Source organism: Amycolatopsis sp. BJA-103, from assembly GCF_002849735.1.
In the GTDB taxonomy this organism is placed as follows: Bacteria; Actinomycetota; Actinomycetes; order Mycobacteriales; family Pseudonocardiaceae; genus Amycolatopsis.
Window position 1 is genome coordinate 4,942,995 of record NZ_CP017780.1, and the last position, 17,867, is coordinate 4,960,861.

Consider the following 17,867-nt stretch of genomic DNA (forward strand, 5'->3'; position numbering starts at 1 on the left):
CCACTGGTTCAGGACTCGCCGCAGAACCTCGCCATATTCCCGTGGAGTAGCCATAGTGCGATATAGATAGCTACCGCTGGTGCCGCCACCGTGGTGGCCGACAGTTGCAGCTCGGCGTACAAGAGGGCAGCCATGGCGGTCAGCGCACTGGCCTTGTTACCGCCTGGCTGCATCATTCGTACGTACTTCGGTTTGAGCCCGGTGCCGTCTTGCTTGCAAACCTGCTGACGAATAACTTCCGCCTGGGAGGCAATGAACCGGGCAGCCAGGTTACGCGGCCCGAAGTCCCCCGCAGCCCACTGGGGAGCCGACCCATGTGCAACCGCGTTGGCCCGGAGCAGTTCCTCCAACTGCCGCCCTAGCAGGTCCTCAAGCTCCAATCCGGTCAACTCGAGCAGACCACCGTCCACCGCCTGCCTCACCAGATCGTCCAGCTCAGGCTTCCGTGACGTGCCGTCGTCCGCTTCCGCCTCGTTCGCGGCTTCCTCCCGCAAGCGCGGCAAGACGGTCCGCTCCCACTCCTGGTCCGACTCGGCGATGCTGATTCCGAGATTCAGATCGGCGGAACGTGCCTGCGCGGCATCGCCGAATCTCACGGCCTTCCGGATGTCGCCGAGATGATAATGCGCGACCGCGAGCTCCATCAGCGCAATCGCGTCGTCAAGCGCCTGCGCGAGCTGTTCCCTGGCCTCCTCAAGGTGCACGACCGCGTCGGCATGCCGCTGCTGACGGTTGGCCAGTACGCCAAGATTTCCCTTGCCGATACCGGTCATGTCCTTCGCCCATGCGGAGTCCTGGAAAGGTTCCGCGACCGCTACGGCCTCGCTGAACGCCATGATCGCCGCGTCGAAGTCGCGGTTGGCGGACAGGATGTTGCCTAGTCGGTTGACCGCCCGGGAGAGCCATTCATGGCGTCCGATTGACCGAAATATTTCGGCGGCTCCACGCAGCGTCGGCACTGCATCCGGTTCGGGATCGCCACGAAGCTGTGTGACACGGTTGTAGCCGATGATCGCGTCGTACAGCGGACGTTCCTCTTCGGAGACGGTCACCAGGTACTGCTCGGCTTCGGCGAAGCACGCTTCCCGGCTTTCGTCGTCGCCGCGCAGGAGGTGCACCCGGGAGACCCAGGTGAGCAGGACCGTCAGGTACTCCTCACCAAGCTCTTGCTCTCGCAGGGCGGGCAGGGCCCACTCAGCGTGCTCGATCAGCAGTTGCCAGTAACCCTGGCTGAACAGGTAGTAGCTGATGTCCGAGTACAGCACCGCGGCCCGGAACTGCAGGGCATCGCCGTGCCGGGTGCACGCCAGTGCGAGCAGTTCCTCAAGATTGCCCCGCTCTTCCTCGATCCGGTCGAAACAGTCCTGCCAGCGTGACAGCGCCAGGCTCTCCCTCACATATGTCGCGAGCGCGTCGGCCCATCGAGTACGAATATCGTCGCCGTTCGGATCACCTGGTGGCGGCATGACCACTCCCATAATGTACGTCCTCGTCATCGGCAACAGGATTAGTCGGTCAGCGCTCAGCTCAACGAGCCCTAATCTGCGCAGACGCACCAACGCAGACTCGGCGTCCGGCGTCTCCTCGACAAGCCCGGCCGCACGGTAGGCCATATCGGCCCGCGCCCCGGCCGAAAACAAGGCGATCGCCATCAACAGATCTGCGGCCGCAGAATTTTCTATCCATTCCCATGCCGTGAAAAAACAGAACCTGAGCAGGTCGCTTGCAGTAGTTCCGAAGTGGTCGAGAATATAACTCATGCTGTAGCCGAGCCGCAGTAGATTTACTGACCAGACAACGGCAAGCGGAATTCCGCCGGAGAGCTTGTACAGCTGCGCGACAGCGCCGTCCGAAAAAGCTTCGTCACCTTCCCGATTGAGCTCGCCGACCAACTCAGCTGCCTGCGGTCGCGTAAGCGGGGACACCCTGAGCGTGTACGTGAAGTTCAGCTGCATCCGACTGGTCGCGAGGACACCACACCGCCCTGGCAACGAGTCGAGAAAGGACAGCACCCGCTCGTCCACGACTTCGTCGATGTCGTCTGCGATGACCAACGTAGGTTGCCTCGCCAGCATCGCCTGCAACATGGCGGGCTGCTCCTCCGGCAGCGCCTGCAGAATCTCCAGGGAGCCAAGGACGACGCAGATATTGGTCATAAAGTCGCTTAACGTGCCACACACCAGTGGCGAGCGCAGGACTCCGTCCGCGGTAAAGACCGCGGGCCGCGCGGAAAGCCAGATGACGGCCGCGAAACCGGTTGCCGGCGATTCTGCCGCACCGACCACCCTCATGCCGATCTCGTTCGCGATCGAGGTTTTGCCCGCGCCGGCGGGCCCATGGATCAACACACGCCGATCGACAGGAGGGCCAGCGAGTAGGTCGAGCGCCCGCTCCACGATGTCATGCTGGCCGATCAGCGTGCGATACCGAGGAGCGGGAAGGTTGGACTTGACGAGAGTCACCCGCCCCACCATCCCTACTCTGCGGAGTCGACGACGGCATGCTCGCTGCCGGTCACATCAACGGCTTGGTCGTTACGCAGCGGGATAAGATCCAGTTCGTCCTGATATCGTTTGATGATCGAGTGATATTCTGGCAGGTAATTCTCAACTCCGTAGTGAGGCAACGTAACGAAGTTGACGAGCCCCAGCCCGGTCATGTCGTTCAGGGCGGAAGCAGCACCCGGATCATCCAGCGTGGTGACCGGCCTCAGGTCGGGGCCGACCAGGATCGCTCCCGCGCTCGCGCCGATGTATGGAACACCACGATCGAGAAGCTCTTCTAGTACGACGTCGAACCCGCTGCTCTTGACTTCCTGCAGCAGGTAGAAGGAATTCCCACCGGCCACGAAGAGGACCTCGACCTCGGCCAGCTCGTCGCGCAGAGTCTCCACATTCTTGCCCTCCAGCGGCACGTCGCGGACATCGAAACCCATGCCCGCGAGGGCAATGCGGTCGCGTTCGACGAACGACCGGTCCTCATACGGCGTGGCGGCCGTGGGGACGAAGGCGAGGACTTTGCCCTTGATCTCGCCACTGACGAATTCAGGAACCCGGCCAAGACCAAGGGAGACGAGGAGCATTCGACGAGTAGTCATGTACTTCTTTCTGTTTGATCTAGTTGTTCCAGTGTCGCGAATCAGAAGTTCGCGTCGTAAGTAAGTGGGCAAGCACGGTGACCCCGTTCGCCGAACTCGCATGATCGGAGACGTGACTTGCGTGCTTGGAGGCGGATCTCGCGTGCTGGGAGGCCAAACTCCCGAGATCCGCCTCTGAGCACGTGAGTGCGGGGGTTGATCCGACGTACGAACCTCCGGCACGGGGTACTAGGTTCAGGAGCGTTCGCCATGCTGAATCACACCGCGCAAGTTCTTTCCCGCATGCATGTCCGCGTAGCCTTGGCCGATTTCGTCCAGCGAGTACCGGGCGGAAAGCAGTGCATCCAACTCCAGCTCGCCACGCTGGTACATCCCAAGAAGCATAGGAATGTCGCTGAGCGGGTTGCAGTTCCCGTACAGAGTGCCGACCACTTTCTTACACTCCACGGTGAGCAGCGTACCTGGCAGCCGCACGGACAACTCCGATGCGACGTCATGGGCACCGACCAGGACTACCGTTCCTCCCTTTCGGATAGTCTCAAACGCTGCCGTGACGACATCATCGGTCACCACGCCAGCCGCGACAATGACCGAGTCCGCACCAAGCCCGCCCGTGGCCTCGTAAATGCTTTCGCGAGCACCATCGGAGTCCGCATGAGTCGCCGTCGCACCGAAAGCACGCGCTAGTTCATGCTTACCTACGACGGGATCCACCACCTCGATGAGACTGGCGCCTGCCAGCCTCGCACCCTGTATCACGTTGCAGCCGACGGCGCCACTGCCGTAGACGACGACCACGTCACCCGGGCGCACTTCCGCCACTCGGACGGCCGCGCCCCAGCCGGTCGGAACACAACAACTCAGCAGGGCAGCGACTTCGAAGGACACCGTGCGGTCGAATGGAACACAGTTCCTCGCCGAGACCACCGTATGCCGGGAGAACGTGCCCAAGCTGTCCATCGCTCCGAACGCGAGCCCGTCGCGGTGAAACCGGAACGTACCGTCTGTCATCGCGCCAGTCGAGGACGGTGAGTCATCGCAAAGATACGACCTCCCGGTCGAGCACCATCGACACCGGCCACAGACCGGAATGAACGAGCAGAGCACGTGGTCACCGGGAACGACGTCAGTCACGCCCTCGCCAACCGTTTCCACGACACCCGCACCTTCGTGCCCGCCGATTATCGGGAACCTGGCGTCCTCGCTATACCGGAGATGCTCGTCAGAGTGACATAACCCGGCGATCTCCATACGGAGCATTACCTCGCCAGGTCCCGGCCCGTCCAGTTCCAGCTCAACAATCTGCCAGTTTTGCCTGGACCCCATAAGCACGGCCGCATTAGTACGCACTCCATTGCCTCCGGCATTCTCACCCAATCACTTGGGAGCGTCGATAACCCGAAAACGACAAAGCAAACGAAAGGCTGGCGCCTTTGGTTTCATACCCCGGTGCCTCACTCCTCGATGTCATGCGACTGCCATAGCGCGGCCTGGCGTGCCAGCCTAGCAGGCTTCTTCACCACGGGCGAAGGGCTTCGCGAACCTGTCGGCTGCCGTCCGTCGCCGCGAAGAGTGGGCTCACCGTGTTGTGCGACGACGTTGTCAGAGGCGCGCAAACGTCCCACGAACAACCTGCACGTGGCGAATGGACCCCCGGTCGCGAGCCCTCAATTCGCGCCCACCGCAGGCTTGGCCCGACATATACCTCAACCAGACCGCAACCGCAAGATATGTTCGAAATTGAACTCGAACAAGCGACATCGAGTTCACGGTATCGGCGCGCCGATACGCCGCGTGAGCGAGTTTGCGAACGTCGGCATGCCACTGAAATTCGAATTTAGGTGCGCATACTGTCTCATTGAGAGATGACTGATGACAGAAACACACATCGTCCAGCGTGAAAGTTCTTTTTCCGCAGCAAGATGGGTCTCCGCGCCCATGATCGGTCGCTAATGCCTTGAACGCCTGTCCGGCGCAGATGACTTCTCCGGCATGACCGGACATCTCCTCGACGGTCGCGCCACGCATGCGACCGTGGAGTAGCGACAGCAAGTCGACCTGGTCGCAGGGTCGCGATCTTCATCAAAGACAACCACCAGAGCAGGCCCTGATCGACGCACTCCCCTGCCTCGCGATGAATCTCGCCAAAGCGCCCGAGCAGCTCCTCCGGGCGCTGTTCGAAGCCGTCCAGCTCGCCATCGTGGTTCACGACGACGGCGAACATGCGACAATCACGATCAAACTCCCGGCAGACCAACTGGCGGAGATCGCTCAGGTGGCGGAAAGGATCGTAGAACCCATGAACCCTCAAGACCTCCCGGCGCAGCGCGCCGGATCGGCTTGTGGGGTTGCTGTTGGTGCCCCCGGACAGGCTCCTCCGGGATGCACAGCGGGGTGCAATCTGTTCTCGGTACAGGGGCAGCTCCTTCAGGCTGCACATCGTTCGACGAGAGGCCACTAGTCATCAGCGCCGTCGTACCGCTGATCATGCAGCGCCGGAAGTGCCTGTCGACAGACACGTAACGCTCGCACCATCCGAGCCGCGCACAGCCAGCCAGGAGCAAAGACAGCCAGCGCGATCATAGGCAGGGAAGTTGACAACCAACTGATCCGCAAACCAACGCCCGTTCTGTCATCAGAGCCCTACGACGGATCGCATAGACCCAGTCCGATTGGACCCAAGAACCTCAGGCGACTCGGTTCCCGCCCAAGTGGGAGGCAAAGACCAGGCGAGCAGTCTGGTCTTTGCCCGCGTGGCGTGCGGCGCGCTTTCGGATAGGCGGCGGGCGCGGATCCTCGGCGTTCTGGACGCCGTGGCATAGCCCTGGCTTTACGGCGATGACCGTCGACCATGTGGCCGCTTTCAATCAGCTCGTCGCCGACGTCGAGTCCGCAGACCGACGTTCGGGCCGGTGTCACACACCTCAGGCCATCGAGCACCTTGGCGCTTAGCCGCGTGACTACAGTGAATTGCCAACGGCAGTGGGCACCCTGATTCCAGGACAGCGATTCGAAGCTGCCCGAAGCGGAACCGAATGCAAACAGCGTTACCGTCCGACACGTCGCAGGTCGGCCTGGCCGCCGGGCTGCTCGCGGTCGCGGCGATCATCCGCGCCATCCTTGGATCGACCCCGGACGACGGAGAAGACACGCGACCTTGACCAGTCGCAGGCCAGCGCAAGCCGCACACTTGCCGTGTCGTTCCGCCGGGGAGATCCGCGATGACCATCACCATTCCGGGCGGGGCGGACTCGGTGCGGAGTCGGCGCTCCTGGCCGCTGCAGATTCCCTCGGATTAAAGCCAGCGGGTTCGACTGCGGCGATCTTGAAACAGATCGCAAATGCAGGGCTTCTAACTGCAATTTCTCGACGTGCAAGATCATGTTTGCGTTTACAAACGGTCGATCTGGGCTCCATTCTGTCTCCGTTTTTCCTGTCGTGCTCAACGGGGTCGTATGGCGTACATCGGATCATCCCCGCGTCTGCAGGGAGCACTTCAACGGGACCGGCGGGTGTGACGGCACGGCCGGATCATCCCCACGCATGCGGGGAGCACGTCCCTCTGCTCATCGTCTTGCTCGTAGGGCACGGATCATCCCCGCGCACGCGGGGAACACCTCATCGCCCTGGGCATCGGCGCCCGCATCGCCGGATCATCCCCGCGCATGCAGGGAGCACCCTGTCGAGCTGACCGGAACCGTCCTCAAAGGCGGATCATCCCCGCGCCTGCGGGGAGCACGCGGCGATGACCTGCGGGCCGACGCCGCCGGTCGGATCATCCCCGCGCATGCGGGGAGCACGTTAAATCCGGTTACCATCGCCTGGGGGCAAGCGGATCATTCCCGCGCATGCGGGGAGCACCAAATCCGGATCTACCGCACGAACCAGGATCCCGGATCATCCCCGCAGCGGGGAGCACAGCCAGCAGATCGTCTCGGTGTTGAAGACGAGCAGATCATCCCCGCGCATGCGGGGAGCACATCGCGGTGCCCCACGGCTGTGCGATGCCGCCCGGATCATCCCCGCGCATGCGGGGAGCACGTGGCTACCGATGAGGCGAACTCGCCGGCCTTCGGATCATCCCCGCGCATGCGGGGAGCACCCCCACCGGTACATCACCTTGCCCTCGTACTGCGGATCATCCCCGCGCATGCGGGGAGCACATCGCGGTGCCCCACGGCTGTGCGATGCCGCCCGGATCATCCCCGCGCATGCGGGGAGCACGTGGCTACCGATGAGGCGAACTCGCCGGCCTTCGGATCATCCCCGCGCATGCGGGGAGCACCCCCACCGGTACATCACCTTGCCCTCGTACTGCGGATCATCCCCGCGCATGCGGGGAGCACCAGCGCCCTCGCCGGGTCGTGGTGCACCCGGTCCGGATCATCCCCGCGCATGCGGGGAGCACTGGCTCACGGCCAGCTCGAACTCCCGGTCGGCGGGATCATCCCCGCGCATGCGGGGAGCACTGGACACGCTGGCCGCACTCGATGACGGAGACCGGATCATCCCCGCGCATGCGGGGAGCACGCGGGTGCCTTGTCCGTCGCCGTCGTACTCGACGGCTCATCCCCGCGCATGCGGGGAGCACTTCCCGACCTTACCCGAGAGCGGGACGTGCTGCGGATCATCCCCGCGCATGCGGGGAGCACCCGTTCTGGCTGGTAGGCATAGTTTTTGTTCCCGGATCATCCCCGCGCATGCGGGGAGCACACTTCCTGACCTGCGAAGGAGCGTCGTCTGGTAGCTGTTTTGCTTCACTTTGTTTGGCTGCGGGCAGGCTAGGATTACTCTTTCTTGCGGAATTTTCGTCTGGCGTTGCGCCGTTTCCAGACGGTCTCGTCGCGCGTCGAGGCGCCCTCTGACGAGCCGTCCGCAGCCGTCGGCGTGGAACGTCTGCGGGGTTTCCTGGGACGTAGGCGGGGGTGGTTTGTCTGCGCATCAGGGTGATGCCGTCATAGTCGACAGGTGTCCAGTCGTGTCCGTGTACCTGGAACTCGAGCCGTTGTTCTCCCTGGGCAGAGTGCACCATCAAAGCTCGGCCTTCGGCGACGAACTCGACGATCCGTTCCCAGATGAGCTCACGGACGCGGGCTGAGACGTATCCGACGTAGACGCCAGGACTGATCTCCAGCAGCCAGCGGGTGAGGTGGCCGCGGAGACCCGGTGGCACGGCGGTGAGAACGATGACCGTCATGACAGGTCTCCATAGGACACTCCGCCGGGGACCGGGTCGTGTCGCTCGTCCCACAGCGACGCGATGGTGTCGATCTCGAAGTATTCGTAGGTGTCCATATCGCTGGTTTCGTCTCCGAGCAGCAGACGTTGGATGTCGCGGGCGCAGCGTTGGAGAAGCTTGCCGCCGTGTAGGGCGTCACGGACGTGTCGGCGAGTGTCGGCCGCGATGTCGAGGGACGTTCCTGCGGCGATGTCGAAGGCGGCGGGGATCGTCAGGTCGGACTTGTACAGGTCTGCGATGTCGTAGACGAACGAGCGATGGTGTCCGGTGTGGACGAAGCCGAGTGCGGGCGAGCATCCGAGCGCGACAATGACCGAGTGGACGATGCCGTACAAGGCTGAATTCGCCGCCGAGAGCGCCTGATTGATCGGGTCGCCTGCGTCCCAGTCGGTCCGGTCGTAGGACCGGCCGGTCCACTCCACACCCGTCCGCTCGGCGTGTTCCCGGTAAATTCGGCGGACGCGGGTGCCTTCGCGGCCGCGAAGTTGCTGCATTGTCAACTCGGACACGTCTTCGTCGGGGAACCGCATGGTGTACATCGTCCGCGCGACACGTAGCCGAGACCGGCTGTTGGTCACCGCCTCTGCCTGCGCCTGGATCAGACGGGAAGTGCGGGCCAGCGATACACCGTGCGCGTAGTAGCGCACACCACGTTCGCCGACCCACACCACGGTCGAGCCGCTGTCGGACATCAGCGCAATCGCCTGGTGGGTGATCGTCGTGCCAGGTCCCAACAGCAGGACACCGACGGCCGCGGCGGGGATGTGCACGGTGCCACGTTCGTCGGTTGCGGTGATCGCGTTGCTGTCCCGGTTGACGACACAGCGGTCCAGGTACAGAAAGGACACTCGGTCGGCCGCACGAACCAGTTCCTTCGGTGTTGTCGTGCGTCTGCCGACGGTGCTCATCCGGTCCCTCCTGGGCGAGAGAGGGTGAGTAGCCCGCAACCGTAGGCTTTGGCGCGTCCGATGCCGAAGGTCAGCGACCGCCGCATGGCGTCGACATCTTCGATTTCAAGGTGTCCGTTGAAGGTGGCCATCGAGATTGTCACAGGCGCTCCGCCCCGGCCGAATCGGCGCACCGATCGATCGACCACTGCCAGGTCGGGCTCGCCTACGCCGACGTTGCTGGGCGCGATCCGGAAGCCTAGCCGCTCCGCCCGGTCCAGCAGCCATTGCTGTTGCTGCTCGACGGTCACGTGTCCCAGTGGTTTGGTCTCGGTCCATTCTTCGCGCCGGCCTGATCGGACCGGGTTCGCGGTCAGCCGGAACTGCCAGTGCTGCCCGGCCCGCAGGCTGCCCAGCAGACCGTCGTAGGCGGCGGTCTGCCATGCCTGGGTGGTGGGCCAGCCCGCTTGTTCGACCAGGTGGGTCAGATCTGGTTTGTGCGGGCTGGCTATGAACAGCAGCACACGGTGTGTGGCGTAGGTGTCCAGCCGCCACAGTATCCGGCCGTCCTCGGTGGGCCGGGCGTCGGGGAATCCGGCGAGGACGGCGGCGTGCATGGCCTGCGGTGAGGACAGCAGTTGCTGTGCACCGCGTCGCCGCGGGTTGATCTGCATTTTCGTCAGGAACATCGTTACCCTCCCAGCACGGTCATCGGATCGTGTTCGGGTGCCGGGTCGCTGACGCCGTGCGGGTTGGGGACCTCGACGGTGTCGCGCACGATGGACCGCCACGCATACTCGCGGTGATTCGGGTCGAAGCTGACCGGGGTGTCCCTCATGGACTCCGCGGTGGTCTCGTCCGGTGCGGCGTCCCGGATCGTCGCGAGCCGCACCACGCGCTCGCGGTGTTGTTTCTGCACCCGGCTGCTCGCCAGCCATGGCCATGTCTCCAGCACCTCGTGCAGGGACTGGTCGGACACGCCGAGCGCGACCGGGCCGGCGGGCGGGCAGGAGCGGCGACCGAGGTAGAGCGGGAAATGCGGTGCTCGCACTGCCTCGTCGATTCCTTCGACGAGTGCGCGTTCGCCTTCCAGCACGGCCAGGAAGGTCGCGTCCGTGAGGTAGTAGCGGGTCGACAACGGCAGCGACTGCCAGTCCAGGTCGCCGTTGCGGTCGCGGCGGGGCCGCTGCGCGGTCTGGAAGTCCCGGAGGAGTTGCCCGGGTTGGTCGATGCGCACACCGAAGCTCAAGTCCAGCAGCTTTTCCAGCGGGTCTGTGCGGCGCAGACCGCGCGCGGCGGCGACCATCCCGATGATGCCGCTTTTGGTGGGGGCGATGTCGGTGCCCCGGCGGACGAACCGGCTGCCAGATCCCCAAGCCTGCAGTGGCCCGGCCAGACGCAGCGCGACCACACTCACGACTGTTCTCCGAGGCGTGTTCCGACCAGGTTCCCGACTGCGGTCAGCAAGTCGTGCAAGGCGACGTTCTCACCGAGATCGTCCAGGCTGGCGGTGTCGGTGCCGACCCGGGTGACCCAGGTCGTGACCGGCTGCTCGCCGTAGGCACGTTCGATCTCGCGGGCCTCGTCGCGCAGCGCTTCCGCGGACGCTTTGACTCGTCCGCCTTTTTCGAGTTCGCGGACCGGGTTCTCGAACGCGCCGACCAGGTTGATCGGCTGACGGTCGCGGAGCTGCACTATGACGGCTTCCGGGAGCGTGCGGTTGGCGAAGGTGTTCTGCTTGCCGGTGGGCATGGACCTGACAAAGGCCTCGACGAACGCCTGAACCGCGCGCTGCGTTGCCGCTTTATCGCCGAGGTTGTCGGCCAGCCGGTTCACATCGACGGTCGCGTATCGGTAGAGAGTGGAGGAGTTGAACTCGACCGTGCCGATCATCCCGGCGCCGGTCTCCTCGTCGGAGTTGAGGTCGTCGACGGCGGTGAAGTAGTCGAACTCTGTTTCCACCGGGTGCACGCTGATCGCGTGCGCGACCTGGGCCGCGGCGTCGACGTTGATGTCGGCCTGGTCGGCGACCATCCGCCCGAACAGGGCGACGTCCACCGAGTGGTCCCGGTCGGCGAGGTCTTTGACTTTCGCTGCCTTCAACGCCTTCGGGGCATCGTCGGCGCCGGCGGCGTCGATCGCCGCCGCGGCGAGGTTCTCGATCTGACGGCGGCTCAGGAACACTAGATAGCCGGCTTCCGCGACAGGTTTCTTGTCCGCGCTGGTCTTTTTCGGGGCCTTGACGTCGATGCCGACGGCCCGGATGGTCTCGGCGGCGAGGTCGTTGGCGCGGTCGGCCAGGTCCGGTGACTGTTCGGCGATCGTGGTGGCGAGCAGCTCGACGATGCGTTTGGTGCGCACTCCGAGTTCGGAGCGGTCGAGGTGGTCATCGAACGCGACCCGGGTGGCGCGTTTCCAGGCCTGGCTGGACACCCGTGCTCGGCGAACACCGCCATACACTGCGGATTTCGGCGCGCCGGTGTCGTCGCGGTTGATATTGCTCGGGGGCACGGTCTGCAGGATGTGGATATCGATCAGGGTGCGGCTCATGGTTTGCCTCACTTCTCGGTGTCGGGAACGGTTACAGGAGCGTCGGTGGCCGGGGTGGCGTCGTCCTTGGCTGGGCGGGTGGTGCGGTAGAAGGCGCGGCCCCATGCCAGCCGGACGGCGTGAGCTCGGCCGGGTGTGACCAGGCGGGCCAGGTCGTCGGCGAGGCGGGCGTAGTCGATTCCGCGTTGTTCGCCGCGCAGCAGGGTGATCAAACCGCGGACATGGGTCAGCACCCCCTCCATTGACCCGGCTGTCGCCGCGGCCATGAACCGGCGCGTCACCGCGTTTTCGCTGCGCTGGTCACTGAACCGAAGCTGGCCGACCGCTGTCCCCAGCGACACGCCCGGAACGTGTGCGGGCACGGACGAGGACTGCTGATGCAGGGCATACAGGGTGAGTGCGGCATGCGCGGCTTGCTCGGCCCAGCTGGGCGTGTCCCCGTCCCAGCTCAGGGTCGTCGGTACGGCGCCCACGGTGAGCTCCCAGATCTCCGGAACGCTGCCCGCGGGTTTGCCGAGCCCGCGACGCAGGCGAGCGAGATCGGCGCGAGCCGCCGGTGACCCGCGCATGTACTCCCGCTGCAGCCGCTCGAGACGCCAGTCCAGGGCGTGGCCCAGCGTGCCCAGCCGCCGCGGCGCCTGCTCCGCGGTACCAGGGGGCGAATCGCTGTCGGTCGTGGTCATCGCGCTACCTCCATAGGAGTGTTCGAGCTGCCGAAGGCCAGCGGCAGGGCCTTGCGCACGGCTGCGTTGAACCAGACCTCGGCCAAGGGCACGTTCACCAGACGCTGGTTGACTTCGCGGCCGGTCCACGCAGCCGTGGGAGCATTTCTGAGCAGCTCCGCCGTGATCGGCTGACACAGGCCACGGACGAGCACCTGCCACGCGGACCTGGCCGCGATGAGGTCTTGCCGCGGGCGCAGCCCAGCCAACCACGACCGGTACGGCTGCTCCAGAGCCGCGTAGAAGGTGTCCCTGGCCCGGTCCCCGGCGCCGGACTGCGATCCGGCGCCGGCTGCCTGAGCGAGGTTCTCCGCCAGCCGCCACACATATCCGGCCACCTGGTTGGCGTCGCCGACGGCGCCTTCAGCGGTCCTGCCCGCGTCCGGGCGGTCCTGGCGAAGCAGCACCACCGACATCGGCAACACGTCATCGACGATCTCCGCGAACGTCGCGTTCTGAGCCCCGTACACGGCGCCGTGAACCCGCAGCCGCACCACGAAATCCTCAGGCAGATGGTCGTTCTCGGCCAAATCGCACAACCACTGCAGCACGCCGGGGGCCAGCCACGACGCCGGCTGACCGGCCTTATCCCGTCGCGGTGAGATCGACGGCAGCATCGCCGCGAGCCCTCGCCACACCGAACGCCCCGGGTCGTGCCCGAGCGGCATGTAGACCGTCCGCCCGGCCTTCTTGCTCTGCGGCTCGCTGTAGCGCCAGGCCGTGTGCGGCTCGACATTCTGCCGATTCTGCGGCTGCATCCGATCACCGTTGGCCAGCACCACACCCGTCACGCCGTCCCGACCACCCTGCAGCCGAACCCGACGCGTCTGCCAGGTATACAGCTGAATCGCCCCCGCAACGGGAAGTTCCTCGGACCAGGCCGGGCCGTCGACATCACGCTCCCACGGCGGCACATCTGCGGCCCCGCCGACTCCGACATAGGTGTCGGCGTCCCGGGCAATCAGGTTCAACAGCAACGTCTCCCGCACCGTGGCACCCTGCGCCAAAACGCCACCGATCTGCCCGGACCACCCCGGGCCGACCGGATACCCTTTGCCGTTCTTGACTTTGCGGTCGCCTACCGCGCCTGACTTGATGCCCGACGGGTCAAACGCGTGCGTGTGCACCAGCCACCGGGCCGCTTCCGCCGCGCTGATCCGGGAAAGATCCGACGCCGACCGGGTCGTGAACAACGGCTCACCGTTCGGGACGTCCGCGACGATCTTCTCCAGCCCGGACACCTCGTTCCTCGCTGTCCGCAGGCCCGGCATCTGAAAGAACGGGGCCTGCTCGTCGAAGAGATCGAATCGGTACCGCACCTTATGGGCGTATTTCTTGATCTGCTCCATCGGCAGCTCGGTCTGGTCCCACAGCCGCGACCACGCTGGCTGATCCTCCGGCCCGTCGACCGCGCGGTGCAGGAACGCCAACAACAGACGCGTGATCGCGAACGCCTGCGTCGATACTTCCCCACCAATCACCGCAAGCCGCGGTGCCTGCTCGAACACCTCCAGCATCGACACCTCTCGCTCGCGACCCTTGATCGGGAGCACTGTGATCCACGGCTCGTCGAGCAGATTAAATTCGCTGCTGTTCGAGGCATTACTCATCAACTCCGACCACCTCAATACCTTTCGACCTTCACACGCAGGCCGGCACGAGTGTCTCCGCTAGTCTGCGAGCCCGAGTGACGTTCATCAGTTGGCATCGTCGAACACCTCCAGCCCCCTCGCCGGGGTGTAGCGGACGCGGCGACCGGTGATCTCGCCCCATCCGTCCTGATCGACCCTCAGGGCTGGCTGGCGATAGATCAACGGCGAGTCTTCCCACGCTGGTGGTGTTGCCTTCCACAGTTCGTCCTCTGCGGCGGCGTTGCTGAAGGTCAGCGGCAGCCGGAGCGTGCAAGACGCCATCACTTCCGCCACGTGATCCGGCGGGGTCCGTTCCGTGGGTATCGGCAGCCCTCCGTCGTCGTCGCCGAGCCACGATGGCGTGCGCCACTGGCCGCTCCCGTCGTCGCAGACCAGCAGCACTTCTAGGCTCGGCGCACCGTCACGCACCTGTCCCTGTCCCTGGGCGGTCTCGTCGTCGGCCTCACCGACTCCGGCCGATACCCACCCGCTGATCGTGGTGCCGGGCATCGGCGGGTCCGTGATCTGGAAGGTCTTGGCCTTGTCTTCCCGATTCGCCGTTCGTTGTTCCCAGTGTTCGGCCGCCGCGGTCATCGTCTCGCGCCACTGCTCGGGGCCGATGTCGTCAGGCCCGTAGGCCGTTTGAACCAGTGGCGCGATGTCTCCAGGCAGCTCGATGGACGCTCCGAACCGTTCCTGTAGGACGGCCGCAGCACGTAGCAGGGCGTGTGCGCCGTAGACGTGGCGTTCGGCCAGCGGTTCCAGGGCAGGCGGGGCCTGCGTGAAGTCCGCGCCGGTGACGTAGACCCGCGCAATACGCAGCGGTCCTGGACGCTCGTTCTGTTTTGCGCCTCGCTGATGTCGGTGCAACCGCCCGATCCGTTGCAGGATCAGGTCGATCGGCGCCAGGTCCGTAACCAGAAGGTCGAAGTCGACATCCAGCGACTGCTCTACCACCTGCGACGCCACGACGATACGCCGCGCCGGCCTCGTCACCGCGCGATCCGGTGGCCCGAAACTGTCCAAGAGGGCTTGGTCGTTGTCGACCCGGTCGGCTGTGATGAACCGGGAGTGGGCGATGGTCACCTCGCCGGGAAACGCCTTTTCCAGTCGTTCGGCCGTGTCGAGCACGCGGCTGACCACATTCCGTACGATCAGCGCCGTTCCTCCACGGGAGAGTTTGTCACGCAGCAACGCCACCAGCTCATCGTGATCATCGAGCCCATCGGCGAATCTCTCGACCAGCACACGGGTCGCTCTGCCGGAGGAGTCCGCGGTCCGCGTCGACACCGCGTCGCCGGACGTCCACGTCAGCGCCGGATAGCCGATATCGCCGTCGAGGCAGGCAAGATCCGCAGCGGCGTGTCGGTCGCGGCCGCGCAGGTACGCCTGCACCAGCAGGCGCCGTTGACCGGCGGGCAACGTCGCCGACAGTGCCACCACCGGAATTTGATACGCGCCCAGCCAGGTGAGCACCTTGGTCAAGTACGAGTTCATATACGCGTCATAAGCGTGAATCTCGTCGATCACCACGACCTTGGCCGCCAACGCCAAGTGCCGCAGCATCAGATGACGCGCTTTCAACCCCGCGAACAACAACTGATCGATCGTCACCACCGCGAAATTGGCCAGCAGCGCCTTCTTCCGTCCCGACAGCCACGAGTGCGCGATCACCGCGTGCCCGCCCCGTGCATCGTGGTCGTCGCACCCGATCCCAGCCAGACGTCCCGCCCGCACCAGCCCCTGAAACAAGCGGTTGAACCGCGCCTTCCCATGCCCGAGCATGATGGAACCACCCACCTGCTGCTCGCCGGCACCGATCGCATCCAGCCAGGCCATCACCCGGGCGAACATGGCATCGCTCGTGGCCTGAGTCGGCAACGCCACCAGCAACCCGCCCGCGCCCCACCGGGCGGCCATGATCTCCGCTACGGCCAACGCCGCCTCCGTCTTGCCCTCCCCCATCGCCGCCTCGATCACGAGCAGACCCGGTTCCGGCATCGTCCGCGCGACCTCGCACGCGGCCGCCTGAACAGGTCGCGGTCCCGCGCCCGCCGGCAGCTGGAACCGCGACGCGAACAACGCCGCAACATCGACGCCCAACACGTCAGCACCTGGTTGCCACGGCACCGGAAGACGCAACACCTCCAGTGCCCGCCGCACACGCTCCGGCGCCTCAGTCACCGGTGGCAGCCGATCACCATGGAAGGCAAGCAAATCGCTGTTGCTGGCAATCCAATCAGCAATGATCACCAAGGCCGTGACAAGGACTTGGAACCGCGCTGACAGCACGCGTTCACCCCACGCTGGCAAGTGCTCCAAGGCACCCGATCGCGTGGCCATGCGCGCGACCAGCTCCCGCTGCACGTCCACCCAGCGGCCCTCTCCGTACAGCCAAGGAACCTCACGTGGTCTCGCGGCCCGCTCATCGGCCGCAGCAGGCGGAACACCGTGATGGCCACCGACCACCACACCCCACGACCGCGCCGCAGACTTCGACCACCCCTGCTCAAGCAACCATCGAACCAGCAAATGCTGACCAGCCACAGAATGATGAGTCAGATGCCGGTCCGGCAGCTCCGACTTACTCAGCGGCAGGTACAGGTCATGCCCACCCATCCGCTGCGCCAGCACCGTGCACTGGACCGCAAACGCAGGCGTCGCCTTGCCCAGATCATGCACACCGGCAAGAAACCTCACCGCAGCCCGACACTGATCAATATCTCCGTCGAACTCCATCGCGAGCAAACCCACGACGCTTGCCGGTATCCAGTTCCTGAACAAGCCGGCCACAACATCAGCCGAATCGTCCATGTGCTGCCACAACGGCAACCAATCACCAGCCTCATCCACCGACTTCGCCCACACTGATCGCGCGGAAGCACTCAACGACACCTGCCCCATCAGCACCTCTCCCCTCCCCATCACACGAAGGGCGCACTATTGCACGAGGCACCGACAAAATCGCGACCACACCGACTCCGGTAGCCAGCTCACAGGCACAACGATGGATACACCCGAAATTCGGACTCGGGGCACCATAGTGCGCGAGCACCAAAGCTCGAAAAGTCATCCCCCGCCAGTACCCGATAATCTCCGCACCCGCACGGAACACCGCCACGTGGACCAGGCCCGCGCTGGTTCGGACCGTCCCCGCGTTCGCGGGGAGCACGAGTAATGGCTGCTCTATGGGCATGTCTCACTCGGATCATCCCCGCGCCTGCGGGGAGCACGAGGCGTACAGGGCCCCCGGTGCGGCGAGCACCGGATCATCCCCGCGCCTGCGGGGAGCACCAGGACGTGGTCGCCGACGCCGATGTCCAGCGCGGATCATCCCCGCGCCTGCGGGGAGCACCCGACCGCCGAGATCCCCGTCGACGACTGCGGCGGATCATCCCCGCGCCTGCGGGGAGCACATGACGGTGCGCCAGCAGATCGACATGCCCGGCGGATCATCCCCGCGCCTGCGGGGAGCACGGGCTTGAAGTCGATCTCAGGTCCATCGATCACGGGATCATCCCCGCGCCTGCGGGGAGCACCCAGATGCACGCCGACCACGGCCGGTCGAGATCGGATCATCCCCGCGCCTGCGGGGAGCACACGGCGCCGAGTTCCACCAGCGGGCGGGTGTACGGATCATCCCCGCGCCTGCGGGGAGCACACTTGCTGACCTGCGATGATAACGCGCTCCCAGCCTGAACTGCTTCGTTTTGCCTGCGGGGATCCTGCACCGTCCATCCA

The 17,867-nt window shown here is 65.1% G+C and carries 11 protein-coding genes, 1 pseudogene and 2 CRISPR repeat arrays; of the genes and pseudogenes, 1 reads left to right on the forward strand and 11 read right to left on the reverse strand.

Features of this window, described 5'->3' with window-relative positions:
* Window positions 1–8 precede the first annotated feature (8 nt).
* From BKN51_RS21270 to BKN51_RS21280, 3 genes are all read right to left on the reverse strand, one after another.
* Complete coding sequence (locus BKN51_RS21270; RefSeq protein WP_146044377.1) at window positions 9–2,462, reverse strand: tetratricopeptide repeat protein; 2,454 nt, start codon at window positions 2,460–2,462, stop codon at window positions 9–11.
* 14 nt (window positions 2,463–2,476) lie between these two features.
* Entirely contained in the window at window positions 2,477–3,082 is a 606-nt protein-coding gene (locus BKN51_RS21275) for a Type 1 glutamine amidotransferase-like domain-containing protein (protein ID WP_158255787.1), read from the reverse strand.
* A gap of 249 nt (window positions 3,083–3,331) precedes the next feature.
* Window positions 3,332–4,423: a Zn-dependent alcohol dehydrogenase gene (locus BKN51_RS21280; RefSeq protein ID WP_168214580.1), complete on the reverse strand. Its 1,092-nt coding sequence runs from the start codon at window positions 4,421–4,423 to the stop codon at window positions 3,332–3,334.
* Between the two features lie 1,709 nt (window positions 4,424–6,132).
* Between BKN51_RS21280 and BKN51_RS44710 the strand changes: the two genes are divergently transcribed.
* Window positions 6,133–6,258, forward strand: coding sequence for a hypothetical protein (locus BKN51_RS44710; protein WP_255414898.1), 126 nt, complete (start codon window positions 6,133–6,135; stop codon window positions 6,256–6,258).
* A 790-nt stretch (window positions 6,259–7,048) separates the two neighbouring features.
* A CRISPR array of direct repeats spans window positions 7,049–7,810; the repeat unit is 29 nt; unit sequence CGGATCATCCCCGCGCATGCGGGGAGCAC.
* A 289-nt stretch (window positions 7,811–8,099) separates the two neighbouring features.
* Here the strand turns inward: BKN51_RS44710 and cas2e are convergent.
* The 8 genes and pseudogenes from cas2e to BKN51_RS21320 all read right to left on the reverse strand — a co-directional run.
* Window positions 8,100–8,294 (reverse strand): annotated as a pseudogene (cas2e, locus tag BKN51_RS21285) (type I-E CRISPR-associated endoribonuclease Cas2e); the annotation flags it as partial.
* On the reverse strand, window positions 8,291–9,244 hold the full coding sequence (gene cas1e, locus BKN51_RS21290) for a type I-E CRISPR-associated endonuclease Cas1e (protein ID WP_101609299.1): 954 nt from the start codon (window positions 9,242–9,244) through the stop codon (window positions 8,291–8,293). The pseudogene cas2e and the gene cas1e, both read right to left, overlap by 4 nt.
* Window positions 9,241–9,912, reverse strand: a complete 672-nt coding sequence (gene cas6e, locus BKN51_RS21295) for a type I-E CRISPR-associated protein Cas6/Cse3/CasE (RefSeq protein ID WP_101609300.1) — start codon at window positions 9,910–9,912, stop codon at window positions 9,241–9,243. Before cas6e ends, cas1e begins: the two co-directional genes overlap by 4 nt.
* 2 nt (window positions 9,913–9,914) lie before the next feature.
* Window positions 9,915–10,640: a type I-E CRISPR-associated protein Cas5/CasD gene (gene cas5e, locus BKN51_RS21300; protein WP_101609301.1), complete on the reverse strand. Its 726-nt coding sequence runs from the start codon at window positions 10,638–10,640 to the stop codon at window positions 9,915–9,917.
* Window positions 10,637–11,773: a type I-E CRISPR-associated protein Cas7/Cse4/CasC gene (gene cas7e, locus BKN51_RS21305; protein WP_101609302.1), complete on the reverse strand. Its 1,137-nt coding sequence runs from the start codon at window positions 11,771–11,773 to the stop codon at window positions 10,637–10,639. Before cas7e ends, cas5e begins: the two co-directional genes overlap by 4 nt.
* Before the next feature lie 8 nt (window positions 11,774–11,781).
* Window positions 11,782–12,456: a type I-E CRISPR-associated protein Cse2/CasB gene (gene casB / locus BKN51_RS21310; RefSeq protein ID WP_101609303.1), complete on the reverse strand. Its 675-nt coding sequence runs from the start codon at window positions 12,454–12,456 to the stop codon at window positions 11,782–11,784.
* Entirely contained in the window at window positions 12,453–14,105 is a 1,653-nt protein-coding gene (gene casA, locus BKN51_RS21315) for a type I-E CRISPR-associated protein Cse1/CasA (protein WP_101609304.1), read from the reverse strand. The genes casB and casA overlap by 4 nt, the downstream gene beginning before the upstream one ends.
* Before the next feature lie 87 nt (window positions 14,106–14,192).
* Window positions 14,193–17,030, reverse strand: a complete 2,838-nt coding sequence (locus BKN51_RS21320; protein ID WP_101613364.1) for a CRISPR-associated helicase/endonuclease Cas3 — start codon at window positions 17,028–17,030, stop codon at window positions 14,193–14,195.
* A 240-nt stretch (window positions 17,031–17,270) separates the two neighbouring features.
* Window positions 17,271–17,787: direct repeats of the CRISPR family, unit length 28 nt; unit sequence GGATCATCCCCGCGCCTGCGGGGAGCAC.
* Window positions 17,788–17,867: the final 80 nt, after the last annotated feature.